Source organism: Methanothermobacter thermautotrophicus str. Delta H, assembly GCF_000008645.1.
Lineage (GTDB): Archaea > Methanobacteriota > Methanobacteria > Methanobacteriales > Methanothermobacteraceae > Methanothermobacter > Methanothermobacter thermautotrophicus.
Window position 1 is genome coordinate 1,032,028 of sequence record NC_000916.1, and the last position, 12,785, is coordinate 1,044,812.

The following is a 12,785-nucleotide window of genomic DNA, read 5'->3' on the forward strand; positions in this document are numbered from 1 at the left end:
AACTATGAAATGAGTATCTCGGTAACCATTAATAAATATTGTCTTGGACAGCAAAGAGTTAATAGATAACCTGAAAATATAAGGATACATATAATTAGCAGGGATGGTTTTTAAAAGTTTCCATGGTGTCATCATGAAGATAGCCATAACAGGTAAGGGTGGGGTCGGCAAGACAACCATAGCCGGGACCCTGGCCTGCATATTCTCAGAGAACTTCCAGGTCTTTGCCATAGACGCTGACCCTGATATGAACCTGGCATCCAGCATAGGGATAAAGGGGGATGTGGAGCCGATATCAAGGATGAAGGATGTTATAAGGGAGCGAACCGGTGCTGAGCCGGGTTCCTCCTTCGGTGAGGTCTTCAAGCTAAACCCCAGGATAGGTGACCTCCCGGATTCCCTCTCAATTGAACATCCCCTCCGCCCCGGCCTCAGGGTCATGGTGATGGGCACCGTTGAACATGGAGGTGAGGGATGCGTATGCCCGGCCTCGGTGCTCCTCAAGGCCCTGCTGAGGCACCTGATACTCAGGAAGGATGAGATGGTTATACTGGACATGGAGGCGGGGATAGAGCACCTTGGAAGGAGAACCGCTGAATCCGTGGACCTCATGGTGGTGGTGGTTGAACCCGGCCTCAAATCACTTGAAACCGCTGAAAGGATAAAGAAGCTCGCAGGTGACATTGGAGTGAAGAGGATAATGGCAGTGATAAACAAGGTCTCAGATATCCATGAGGAGGAATTCATGAGGGAGCGACTCGCATCCCTTAACCTGGAGGTCCTTGGATCGGTGCCAAGGGATGAAAAGGTTATAGCCGCGGATATGAGGGGAGAACCCCTCATGATGTACCCTGATTCAGAGGCACTGAGGTCCATAAGGGACATCTCAGAGAGGATAATATCACTCCAGGAGGAGGTGGGATGAGATGAATCCTGAACTACAGCCCCAAAACAGGCAGAAGAAAATGATGATATCCATAACCATAAAAGCAGAATATGAATCCAGGGAGGAGGCCGAGATCATGAAAAGGGCCCTTGAACCAGATAACGCATCATTTGTTGAATCCGAAATTCAGGGCTCCGAGGTCAGGTTCACCACAGAGGCGGATTCCATTGGCACCGCCCTCAACACCGCAGATGACCTTATATTCTCTGAGATGGTGGTTGAGAAGATGATGAAACCATGTGATACTGACTGAATTATTGAAATTAGGTGTGAATAAATAAACGGTGATCGGATGAAATTCAAACTCAAGGGAATAATAAAACTCAGCAAAGAGGTTCCTGGGATAGAGGATGACCTGGAAAAATTCTTCACTGAAGCCGAATCAGACATCCTGCGCAGGGGAGTCCCCGAGGGGCAGGAACATGAAGCAGCCCATATAAAATCCTGGAGACTTGAAGGCGACACACTCCACATTGAGATGGAGTCAGGGAGACGGGTCAGGGCCCATGATGGTCTTCTAAGGCTCAAGAAACCCCTTGGACAGTTACTCGGGCCAAAGTACAGGGTGGGTGTTAGGGGGATATCAGTCACCGATTACACCATGGAAATGAAGGCCCCGGGTGTATCAGGTATCCCCAGCCTGGCTGAACTGCCCTTCGTGGAGGACGCCGCCATCACAGATGGCACCATAATGGTCAGATTCCAGCCCCTGGAGGAATCCGACCTGAGGAAACACGTGTTCGACCGTGTGGTGAAGCACGCCAGGACCCTTGTTGAATCATCAGATGACCTGACGGTACAGGTCACAAGGGCAACGCCCGGTGAGATAATTGCCAGGAGCAGGAGCAGGGATTTTTTCTTTGAGGGTGACCCCACAGAGGAGGCTATGCGCCTTGGATGGGTCAAGAAGTTCCCTGGAAGGGGACAGTGGTTCTACGGTCCAAAGATAACCGCCCTCCACCGGGCCCTGGAGGAGTTCTTCATTGAAAGGATTGTGAAACCCCTGGGATTTGTTGAGTGCCTCTTCCCCAAACTCATACCCCTTGACATCATGAACAAGATGAGGTACCTTGAGGGCCTCCCTGAGGGGATGTACTACTGCAGCGCCCCGAGCAGGGACCCTGAGACCTTTGAGGAGTTCAAAAATGAGCTCATCATAAACCGGGAGGTTCCCATGGATCTGCTTAAGAGGGGAATAAAGGATCCCGGTTACGTTATAGCCCCGGCCCAGTGCGAACCCTTCTACCAGTTCCTCTCACACGAGGTTGTGAGTGCTGAGGACCTCCCAGTAAAGTTCTTTGACAGGAGCGGCTGGACCTACAGGTGGGAGGCCGGAGGGTCCAAGGGCCTTGACAGGGTCCATGAATTCCAGAGGGTGGAACTCGTATGGCTGGCCGAACCAGGAGAGACAGAGGAGATACGTGACCGGACAGTTGAACTCTCACATGATGCCGCCGATGAACTGGAACTTGAATGGTACACAGAGGTGGGTGATGACCCCTTCTACCTGGAGGGCCGGAAGGTTGAGGAGAGGGGTATAGAGTTCCCTGATGTTCCAAAGTATGAGATGAGGCTCTCACTCCCTGGAAGGGAGAAGGGGGTTGCAGTTGTATCAGCCAATGTCCATGGCACCCACTTCATCGAGGGCTTCTCAATAAGGGAGGCCCGTAACCTGAACATCTGGACCGGCTGCACCGGCATAGGGCTCTCAAGGTGGATCTATGGTTTCCTGGCCCAGAAGGGCTTTGAGACCGGGAACTGGCCAGACTTCATAGGAGAACGTGTTGAAGGAGTTGAGAACCCGAGAATCATAACCTGGCCGCGCCAGGACTGAATGGTGGTGATGCCTTGAACTGCGACAAACACCCTGAACGTGAGGGTGTGGCCTCATGCATAATATGCGGGAGGATACTCTGCGAGGAGTGCCGGCTTAAACTCGCCGGCAAGAACTACTGCCAGAGCTGCGCAGATAAGCTCTTCCAGGAAAGATCCGGAGAACCTGTGAAAGGGAAGGGGATGGGTCTGGGGGCTAAAATCCTCATCGCCCTCCTCATAATCCTCTGTGTCCTTGCACTGGTATCCTACCTGATCTACACGGTGTACCTTGCACCATACTATGGAAGTGCTGAGAACGTCATGAGGATACTCATGAATGACCCTGAAAGGATAATAAGATTCCTCTCAGCTAACATCTAAACCACTGAAATAGGAGTCAGAGCAGCTAAGATTCCTCTCAGCTAACATCTAAACCACTGAAATAGGAGTCATTGGCAAACTCAAACCATACCCTCAAGCCTCTCAGGATACTTCAGCTCCCTGAACTCAACCATGAAGGTTGTCCATTCATTTGAATGGCAATCAATACTCCCCTCAAGCTGTTTCACCAGATTCTTAACAAGCTCCAGGCCGATGCCGGCTGATTCCTGAAGGCTGAAGTTATCGGGAAGGCCCCGCCATTATCAGCCACCACCAGAATGAATCCATCATCCCGGGCCTCAAGGGATATTCTGATGGTTCCACCATCAGTAAATGCATGCCTGAGGCTGTTGGATACAAGTTCGCCCACTATGAGGCCCAGTGGAACGGCTGTCTCAATATTGAACTCCACATCAGGTACATCCAGCTCGAATTCGGCGGCTGATTGATACATGTCACGGAGGTAGCCTGTGAGGCCCGAGACATAGGATGCGAAGCTGATGCTGCTGGACTCGGGGCTTGATAGAAGCATCTCATGGATCACCGCAATTGACTTTATCCTCAGCTGAAGACTCCTCATGATCTCGGCGTGCTCCCGGGGCATTTTGGAGGACTGGATGCTTATCAGGCTGGATATTATCTGCAGGTTATTTTTGACGCGGTGATGGAGTTCTGCAAGGAGTGTTCTGTTGGCCTCAAGGGACCTCCTTGCAGCCTCCTCTGAATTCTTTATATCTGTGAGGTCCTCGAAGATTCCAAGGAATCCGCCCTCGATTCTGGTGATGACCACACGGAGCCACCTTCCATCCATCCTTACCATGAATTCCCTGTCAGGGCCGGGTTCGAGGTCCGGGTGGATCTCACCAATCAGCATGCCATCCAGGGAATCACCATGGAACCTCCCCATGGCAGGGTTGGATTCAAGTATTCTGCCGTAGGTGTCCATGAGGACCACACCCAGAGGAAGTTCCATGAAGAGTGATCGGAACTTATGCTCGCTGATCCTCAGTGCCCTCTCCTTATCAGTGAGGGATCTGAGGTATAACTTAAGGAGAAAATAGAGAAGTAAAGACGTTAAAATTATGAAGAGTGAGCCCTTGAGAACAGATAACCTCACCATAACGTGGGGCTGGAACATGAGGGCTACAAGGTAATCAGAGGATAGAATCCAGAGTATGCTGAAGAGGGCATAGTAGAGTGCTATCCTGAGTGCATCTCTTTCTGGATCCATGTATTGATTATGGTTGTGGAAATATAATAAATTTGGTGACCTCTGGGTAGGACAAAAACAGATTACAGGATATGGGGGAATTAATCCTCCCCTGCATCCTCAACCTCTTCCTCCTTTTCTTCAGCTTCCATGTCCCTCTTTTCGAAGACATCGGCGAATTCGACCTTCTCAACACCTTCGATGTTCTCCCAGATGTCACGGGCTATCCTGAACCTTGCAAGGGTCACGTCCATGTATGACCTGTTATCGAAACGGGTCATCTCATCCATATGTATTATAACTTTCCCGTCCTCTATTTTAACCTCTGTCTTGTCTATGTCCATGTTCTGGGACGGGTAGTGGAGCTGGATCATGCTCTTTACCTTCTCAGCATCATCCGTGATTATCTCCTTAACCTTTAAATCGTATTCAAGGGTTTTTCCTGCCAGTTCATGGTTGAAGTCAACCCTCACGCGACCTCCTGAGACATTGAGAACCCTGCCCTCATGGCCCTCAACGGTGAGTGTCATTCCAGGGTATGGCTTTATGCCCTGCCTTTTGAACTCGCCCATGGGTATGAGCTGAACGAGCTTGGGGTCCCTGTTACCGAAGGCGTCCTCGGGTTCGATCTCGACGTGTTTCTCTTCGCCTTCCTCCATTCCGATGACGGCCTCATCGAGGCCCTTTATGAGGTGTCCGCCGCCAACAACAACGGGTATGGGGCCGAATATCTTCTTTATGCCGAGCCCTGCTTCCCTGGCAACCTCCTCGTATGTTGTGTCAAAGACCTCGCCGGTCTCCTTGACCTTACCTGTGAATTCTATTTTTATAAAGTCTCCTTTATTCACTGCCATATCTCTAGCCTCCTGTGTGGTATTCTATCTTTAAATTCTTTCAGGATCTGTTTATCCTTAAATCCAAGAATTCGAATTACTGATGGATAATTTTCTATATATTTATGGACCAGTCCCTTATGAACCTTTGCCTCAAGAACCGATAGTATGCGCTGCCTGTGGTGTCTGCTGAATGATGGGGGTATGGCCTCCTCAACCTCCCTCAGGGTCATGTACGGTCTTCCCCTGATAAGGGCAGAGGCTGTGACCTCATCGAAGAGGTTAAGGTCCATGAGCTCGTCCATTCCAGGTTCACTGGCGTTCCTGATTATCTCATCCTCAAGGCGCATGTCATGGAGGGGTGCCCTTCCAGCTTCAATCTCCTCACTCAGGACATCCATGGTCTCCGGGGGTAGCATGCCGGCTACCCTCTGAAGGTCCCCATCAGAGACCGCCCTCCGTATCTCTGTGCCGCTCACACCACCGATCCTCTCCACGAAGATGAACTTCCCCCTGAAGTCAAATCCAAGCTTACCCAGGGCCCTTGCGAGTGAGGTGATGACGTAGTTGTCCTCCTCCAGTGGGCCCTTCAGCAGTGTTTCTCCTTTGTCAAGGTCCACGATCCTGTGGGGCCTTGGCACAACCCTGTGGCCCAGGTTTATCCTCCTCAGGACCTCCTCAAAGCCCGGGATGGGCCGGTAGCCCCGAGGTATCCAGTCTGCATCCAGCGCCCTGAACATGCCTGCAAGGCAGAGTGAGTACTGGCCTGAACCCATAACCCCCATGGGTGGGCCCTCAACAGCTATGTCTGCCCCTGCACGTATGGCTATTGCTGCCCTCGCCTCACGGGTCATCATGTAGGGCAGACCCCTCCCGTTACGCTCGAGGGGGCCTGGTATAACCGCAACGAAGAGTCCTTCGGGCACCCTCCTCTTTGCCTCCATCATGCAGTGCCTGTGTCCGATGTGGAAGGGGGAGTACTCGGTGAAGTCTGCAATGATTTCAGGTTCATCAGCATGGTCACCATACTCAGGCCCCATATCCGCATCATTCTCCATTATCTGAAGGTCCCTTCCCATGATCTTCTTCAGAAAGGATTCCGATGGCATAATATTAATCTGTCCCGCGAGATAAATAAGGATAGTTCTGGATGGAGTGGACGGTGTCAGAATGCTTGAGCCTTCAAAGGATAGTTCTGGATGGAGTGGACGGTGTCAGAATGCTTGAGCCTTCAAAGGATAGTTCTGGATGGAGTGGACGGTGTCAGAATGTTTGATCTTTCACTTGAAAACTGCAGGGTTGACAGGGACCTCACCGTGAATATAGGTGTGGATGATGGGAAGATAGTGCAGATATCCCGTGGAAGGATTGATGCTTCAGAGAAGATTGACCTGAAGGGCTATTTCGTGCTGCCAGGACTGATCGACGCCCACGTGCATTTCAGGGACCCCGGGCTGGAGTACAAGGAGGACTTCAGGACAGGCTCAATGGCAGCTGCCCATGGGGGTTTTTCCACAGTCCTTGACATGCCAAACACGGTCCCCCCAGCAGATAACGCAGCGGAATTTGAAAGGAAGATCAGGATAGGTGAAAGAAAGAGTGTTGTTGATTTTGGGCTCCACGCTGGTTTCAGAAGTGTTTCAGACGTTAAAGGTATTCTCAGGTTCATGCCAGCCTCCTTCAAGGTATTCATGGATCTCACGGGGATCAGTACAGTTGATGGGCTATTCAGAGAGCTTAAGGATCTATCAGCGCCGGTGCCGGTCACCGTGCACTGCGAGAACAGGGATGTGGTCATGAAATCCATGAAGGAATTAAAGGATAGAAGTGATCCCTCAGCCTATGCCCTTGCAAGACCTCCCCTCGCAGAGGAGGTCTCTGTGGCCGAGGTCCTGGCACTATCCATTCACCATGAACACCCCGTGCACATCTGTCATCTGAGCACAGTGAAGGCCCTTCAGCTTGTTGAACCCTTCAGGGAGTACGTGACATGTGAGGTCACACCACACCACCTTCTGCTTGATTCAGGGGCCTTTAGAAGATTCGGGACAATGGTGAAAACAAATCCTCCTCTGAGGCCCCCTGAGAGCCGGATTTATCCAGAGTTTCTTGATAGGATCAATATCATTGGAACCGATCATGCACCCCACGGTATCGAGGAAAAGAGGAAGGGTATCTGGGACGCGCCACCAGGGATCCCCAACCTTGAGGTTGTACTTAAACTGTTACTTACACTGGTCTCAAAGGGGAGGATGTCCCTTTCCACCATACGGAGGATGCTTGCAGAGGAGCCGGCAAGGATATTTGGTCTGAGGTCCAAGGGACGTATAGCTGAGGGCATGGACGCTGATTTTACCGTCATCGATCTTAAAGAGACTGGCAGGATCAGGTCAGATGAATTCTACAGTAAGGCCCACTACACCCCCTTTGAGGGTTTCAGTTACACCGGAGGTCCCGTCATGACCATTGTCAGGGGCAGGGCTGTCATGAGAGATGGGGAGGTGCTTGAGGGTAATGGCAGGTACATCCCTGCAGAGCATGATGGTAAACATGGGAGTGCATGAAGTGACTTTGACCTATCTTGATTAGAGAAACACGACTTTATTCAACTTTCTTTCGTCTCCTGCTTCCTCTTAACCATGTGTTCGAATGGACTTCCTGCCTCTTCTATGATTAGCCTTTAACTCTGTGTTCGAAGCACCTGCTGTGCTGAATACCATCTATCAGGAGAGACGATGATGGATTCTAACCGCAAAAAGAACATGATTAATAATGAAAAAATTTATATTGAATAAGAACATATTCTTGAACTCAATGTAATGCGTGGTGAAACATATGTGTGAATCAAACCTCTACTCAGAAGGTGGAGACCTCCTCATGGAGGACGTTATATTCATTGAGGTCCTTGAAGATGGGATCAGGGCAACAGACATACTTGACTCCCAGAAGGAATTCCCTGGAAAACTAACAAGAATAGACCTTGATAAACACAGGATCTACATTGAAACAGAAGACTGAATGAATGATAAACTGACTCTAAAATTCTTTTTTTGAATTGAAACCTGAAAATGAGAAACTGGCTCTATCAGCCTTTTGAAGTCATAAAAAAGAAAATATTTGCTGGAATTATTTTCCAGCTGGTATGATGAGGTCCCTTTCTCCCTCTGGCATGAACTCCCTGAGTGCACCTGCTGCAATTGACTTCCTTGGTGATGTGAAGTCAAAGGAGAGGTCCTTATCTGCAAATGCAACCTTTATGAGTGGGTTTGTACAGAAGGCATCGCCCCTTGCAGCGTGTGGTGCCTGAGCTATACCTGCGTACTCTGGCTGGTGACCCACGTTCATGGCGTAGTTTGGATAGTTAGGTCCACGGAGTTCGTGTATGAGACCCTCGTCGCTCCTGATTGAGAGGGAGTTGGATGCACCGCACTGGTCCTGCAGGTCGTATCCGTAGAATCCGAGCCTGCTGTGGGCCTCCTTGTGGAGTATCTGGCTGAGGTACCATCCGTTGATACCTGCATTTGAGTTTCCTGTTGCGAAGGCTGTGGAACATCCTGCTGCTGCAGCTGCAACAGCTGCCCTCTGTGATCCTCCGAAGTGGTCCTCCAGGAGGGTGGGGTATTCCTCATACTGTTCAAGTGAGTACAGTGTGACCTCTGTGGATATGTCGCGCACAACATCCATTGTAGGTTTTGTTCCGCAGATTCCGTACTTGTCATCAACGTACTCCATACCGTAGTATACGAAGTCGTCGAGGATGTCGTCGGTGTAGGCTGCTGTTGCGTACTGGGTGAAACCCACACCACCTGACATGTATGAGCCGAGCCAGACCTGGTCGTAGAGTGCTGCTGCACCTGCGATGACCTCAAGTGATATCTTCGCAGGGTCATCTGAAACCCTTGAAGCCTGTACTATGTCTGCGAATGTTCCGAAGGCAACTCCACCGGGCTCGTTTGGTCCCCTTGCCCTCCTTGCAGGCATTATTGTACCCATCTCTATAACGTCGGCGTGTTTTGCAGCGTATGAGAAGTCAGCGATTGCTGCTTCACCTGCACAGAGTTTGTATGCTGATATGAAGCTCATACCGATCTGCATTGCAGACCATCTTGAGACTGTACCACCGTCACAGGTCCTCACGACTATTGTCGGGACCCTGTTGACCTGGTAGGTCCTGTTACCGATGTAGCTCTTGAGCTGTTCAGCCTGTTCCTCAGGGAACTCCTTGTTTATGTCTATGAGTATCCTCTTGTCCAGTTCATCTGCCAGGTTGTCGTCACCTGTGAAGATCTTGGCGTAACAGTCCTCAACCAGTCCAGGGTGTACCTCGACCATGTGCTCCTGGACAACGGCACCACCAGGGAGGGCGTGGTTGATTGCCTCCATGTACTCGTTTATTGTCTCAGGGGTCACCTCCACACCGAGCCTCTTCTCAAGGACGGCGTGTGCTGTGTCCATACCCACGATGACTGTCCTCTTTATGTCGTCCACCATCTGCTGGATGGCTGCGTTGTTGACGAAGTGGAGGTCGTCACCCTCAACGTAGGCGTCTGTGCCTGATACACGGTAGGCCATGAGTTTCCTCTGACCCAGCGGCACACCGATGTCAGGGTTGTAGAAGGGTATTCCTCCCCTCTTCTCTGCTGCCTTCTTGGCGTACTCTGTGAATTCCTTTTTACGTGCGGACTGTTCCCATCCGCCGAAGCAGTAGAAGTTTGTGTATTTCTCGTCGGGGTCTTCCACCTCAAACTTCTTCTTTAAAGCTGTAAGGAATAGTTTCTTTTCATCCATTAATCATCACCTAGCCTTTTTCTTAGGTCATCCTTGAATACGTCCATACCAAAACCGCCCATGGTACGGCCGGTGTGTATGTTCTCAACAACTTCAATTGCCTCTTTATCATCCCTCATGGCGATATTGTCCTTCCTGTAGATTGTGGTGATCTTTTTTAGTTCATCTTCGCCGAGGGGCTGACCCATGTCCACAGGTTCATCGAGGGGCCTTCCGACCTGGTCCTTAACGTATACCACGTGCCCCTTCTCTTCATCGAAGACATACCTCTGGAGGGCGTCGAACATGAGACCGTTTTCATCGAGCCTCAGGGAGTGTCCGTGGACTGTTGCACCCCTTATACCTGTTGTTGCAGGATCGAAGAGTTCGGTTTCCACGAGTTCCTTGGATACGCCCTCGAGGTCCAGTTCCCTCATCTCGATGACCTGTCTTCCTGAGAGTGTACCTGTGTCGACACCGCGGTACCTCCACATGTAGGTCCTTGCCCTGTCGTAGGGCTGGGCCGGGGCGTTGTACATGGAGTCTGCGAACTGGATGTACCTTACCCTGACACCTTCCTTTGCACCCTGGATGGGTTCAACCATGTCCCTCACTATGTCCTCCTCGAAGTCCATCTCATCGAGTGGTGGGTGCACGGATTTGTAGCTCTCACCGGGGTTCCTGTGCCCCAGGACCTTGACAAGGTCCTCATCTGATACTTCCCTTAATTTACGGAATTCGTAATCAGGGTCCATGTGTTTTCTTCTGTTTTCAGCTATCTGGGTTTCTCCAGGAGTGTACTGGGCTTTGTAAGACATTTCATAACCTCACAATTATTTTATGTTAACAACGGTGTCCTTCATCCTTGAACTGGGATCAACCATGCCGATTACCCTTGGATCAATCTTTTCCTCAAATTTAAGTCCGTATTTAAGGTAATCTGATATGGTGATGTCCTTCTTTGTGAAGGCACCTATGAATACCTTATAGGAGCAGGGGAGCACTTCATCCAGGATTTCCTCGATTGTTTCCATCTTCTCCTCCAGGGTCTCAGGGAGCATCCCCACAATGATCTCTCCGACCTTCACCCGGAGTTCAAACTCCTCTCCGCGGACTGTTATCTTCCGCCGATCGCTGTGGTTAACCTCTGTCCCCCTTGCAGGGCCGTAGTAAACCCTGTCGGGTATTGATGGTCCATGGACCAGTACCCTGACTATCCCCTCAAGTTCATATATCCTGTTAAGAAGCTTCTCAGCGGTCTCTGGTTTCAGCAGCCGCTGGGGGAAGATCTTAACATCGATGAATCCTGTTTCTGACATCATGACTCCCCATTTTAACCTATAACTGGTCCTTTATCTCTGCAGCACCTTTTGCAACGTTAACTATTGGTTCTCTGAAGTAGTCTATTTCGCTGTAAACAGATCCTATGAGTCCTGATGTCTTCTCCACTGAGAACATCTGTGTCCCTGCGTCAAGGCACATTGCTGCGGCCACACATGGTAGAGCAAATCCTTTACTGTGCCTTGTAACGACGTGGTTTCCATGGAATATACCTGGTCCACCTCCACCGTAGATGGAGTGGCTGAAGAATGAGAATCCTACTGCGGTACCCATTGCCCTTCCGAAGTCCACACCTGGCAGACCTGTCTCGTATTCGAGTATGTCGTTGTAGTAGAGCACTGTTGATGCCACACCCTGGGCTGCCCTTGCTGCTCCCACGTTGACTATTGTTGCTGCAAGGAGACCTGTTGCTGCGTATGCGTTCCATAGAGCCCAGTCGGCTGGTTCGTACATCTTGTAGCCTGATTTCATTTCACTGGCCACTTTGATGACCCTGTCCTCTATTGCCCTTTCAACGAGGGATGCTATGACTGTACCCACTGTTCCCTTGCTGTTCTCCTTAACAAGGTCAAAGAGGAGGTTGTTGGCGTTGAGTCCCTGGTAGGCGAGTCCAAGCAGGTGCATCCTTTCGAATGCTCCGACTGCGTCACCTGTTTCGAACATTGCTGTCTGTTCGAGTATGGATGATAGTGCGGATGCGTTGAGTGTGTTCTTCCTTGTGATGGCCACGACGTGGTTTGCCATTATGTTCCTGAGACCGTATCCAAGACCTTCGAGGAGTACTGGTGGTCCGAGGAGTGTTGAGAGGTTGGCTCCTGTGAAGTCAACTGTCTGTGGGTATCTTCCCATGACAGCGGTTTTGACTGCGTTTGCATCGAACATGTCCACGTCGAATTCGTCGATTATTGCCTGTACAACTGCAGCTCCTGTGACCAGGGCTGAGACTGTGTAGTCTGCAGCCACGCCCATCCTTGTTGTTGGGACCTGTACGAGGATCTGCTGGCCGTTGTTTATGAGGCGGATGTTTGTGTCGTCGTCTTCAGATGTCTGAACAAGTCTTTTGACCTTTTCAGCTATTGCCTCTGCGTTTTCAACTATTGGCAGTTCAACTTCCCTTCCCGGGATGAAGTTGGACTTTCCACCCAGGGCTGCCTTCTTGAGGCTTCCCTCTATCCCGGCCAGGTTCACTGCAACTGACCTTTTCACGTCGCTTACCAGGTTTGCTATTGTCGGGTTTTTAAGGGGGCTTACGGCTTCAAGAGGAACATCTTCCTCGAGGAGCTTACCATCTGCCCCGTAGAGATCTATTCTGTCTTCATACATTGGCATGGTATTCACACCTCTTGTTTTATTTATTTATTAATAAAATTTACTATTTTATTAATAAAACTGATGGGGTTATGGGATTGCCAGCGATAATCCATGGAAATGGTCACCTCATGAAGGAGCTATCCATCACCAATGTCTCGAAATGGACCTTCAGGTTATACCG

General features: G+C 50.3%; 13 protein-coding genes. 6 read left to right on the plus strand and 7 right to left on the minus strand.

Annotated elements, in window-relative coordinates; translation table 11 throughout:
- Positions 1-133: 133 nt before the first annotated feature.
- The 4 genes from MTH_RS05315 to MTH_RS05330 are packed head-to-tail and all read left to right on the plus strand — an operon-like array spanning position 134 to position 3,142.
- Positions 134-925 (plus strand): AAA family ATPase, encoded by a 792-nt coding sequence (locus MTH_RS05315; RefSeq protein WP_048060971.1) that lies wholly within the window; start codon positions 134-136, stop codon positions 923-925.
- A gap of 1 nt (position 926) precedes the next feature.
- Positions 927-1,199 (plus strand): KEOPS complex subunit Pcc1, encoded by a 273-nt coding sequence (locus tag MTH_RS05320; RefSeq protein ID WP_010876745.1) that lies wholly within the window; start codon positions 927-929, stop codon positions 1,197-1,199.
- Positions 1,200-1,238: 39 nt separating this feature from the next.
- The gene (gene serS / locus MTH_RS05325) at positions 1,239-2,780 is read left to right on the plus strand and encodes a serine--tRNA ligase (protein ID WP_010876746.1); all 1,542 of its coding nucleotides are present in this window, start codon (positions 1,239-1,241) and stop codon (positions 2,778-2,780) included.
- A 14-nt stretch (positions 2,781-2,794) separates the two neighbouring features.
- Positions 2,795-3,142, plus strand: a complete 348-nt coding sequence (locus MTH_RS05330) for a hypothetical protein (RefSeq protein ID WP_010876747.1) — start codon at positions 2,795-2,797, stop codon at positions 3,140-3,142.
- A gap of 184 nt (positions 3,143-3,326) precedes the next feature.
- Here the strand turns inward: MTH_RS05330 and MTH_RS05335 are convergent, their stop codons facing one another.
- From MTH_RS05335 to MTH_RS05345, 3 genes are all read right to left on the minus strand, one after another.
- Complete coding sequence (locus MTH_RS05335; RefSeq protein ID WP_010876748.1) at positions 3,327-4,373, minus strand: histidine kinase dimerization/phosphoacceptor domain -containing protein; 1,047 nt, start codon at positions 4,371-4,373, stop codon at positions 3,327-3,329.
- A gap of 80 nt (positions 4,374-4,453) precedes the next feature.
- A complete protein-coding gene (locus MTH_RS05340; protein WP_010876749.1) occupies positions 4,454-5,206 on the minus strand; it encodes a peptidylprolyl isomerase in 753 nt (250 codons plus the stop codon).
- Positions 5,197-6,294, minus strand: coding sequence for a nucleotidyltransferase family protein (locus tag MTH_RS05345; RefSeq protein WP_010876750.1), 1,098 nt, complete (start codon positions 6,292-6,294; stop codon positions 5,197-5,199). Before MTH_RS05345 ends, MTH_RS05340 begins: the two co-directional genes overlap by 10 nt.
- A gap of 159 nt (positions 6,295-6,453) precedes the next feature.
- Between MTH_RS05345 and pyrC the strand changes: the two genes are divergently transcribed.
- A complete protein-coding gene (pyrC, locus tag MTH_RS05350; protein WP_048060972.1) occupies positions 6,454-7,749 on the plus strand; it encodes a dihydroorotase in 1,296 nt (431 codons plus the stop codon).
- A 271-nt stretch (positions 7,750-8,020) separates the two neighbouring features.
- The gene (locus MTH_RS05355) at positions 8,021-8,203 is read left to right on the plus strand and encodes a CooT family nickel-binding protein (RefSeq protein WP_048060973.1); all 183 of its coding nucleotides are present in this window, start codon (positions 8,021-8,023) and stop codon (positions 8,201-8,203) included.
- 108 nt (positions 8,204-8,311) lie between these two features.
- On the opposite strand, the gene mcrA is transcribed toward MTH_RS05355, so the two are convergent.
- The 4 genes from mcrA to mcrB are packed head-to-tail and all read right to left on the minus strand — an operon-like array spanning position 8,312 to position 12,622.
- The gene (gene mcrA, locus MTH_RS05360) at positions 8,312-9,973 is read right to left on the minus strand and encodes a coenzyme-B sulfoethylthiotransferase subunit alpha (protein WP_010876753.1); all 1,662 of its coding nucleotides are present in this window, start codon (positions 9,971-9,973) and stop codon (positions 8,312-8,314) included.
- The gene (mcrG, locus tag MTH_RS05365) at positions 9,973-10,770 is read right to left on the minus strand and encodes a coenzyme-B sulfoethylthiotransferase subunit gamma (protein WP_010876754.1); all 798 of its coding nucleotides are present in this window, start codon (positions 10,768-10,770) and stop codon (positions 9,973-9,975) included. Before mcrG ends, mcrA begins: the two co-directional genes overlap by 1 nt.
- A gap of 15 nt (positions 10,771-10,785) precedes the next feature.
- Positions 10,786-11,271, minus strand: a complete 486-nt coding sequence (gene mcrD, locus MTH_RS05370; RefSeq protein ID WP_269899189.1) for a methyl-coenzyme M reductase operon protein D — start codon at positions 11,269-11,271, stop codon at positions 10,786-10,788.
- A gap of 19 nt (positions 11,272-11,290) precedes the next feature.
- Positions 11,291-12,622 carry a coenzyme-B sulfoethylthiotransferase subunit beta gene (gene mcrB, locus MTH_RS05375; protein ID WP_048060974.1) on the minus strand — a complete coding sequence of 444 codons (1,332 nt, stop codon included), beginning with the start codon at positions 12,620-12,622 and terminating at the stop codon, positions 11,291-11,293.
- Positions 12,623-12,785 lie beyond the last annotated feature (163 nt).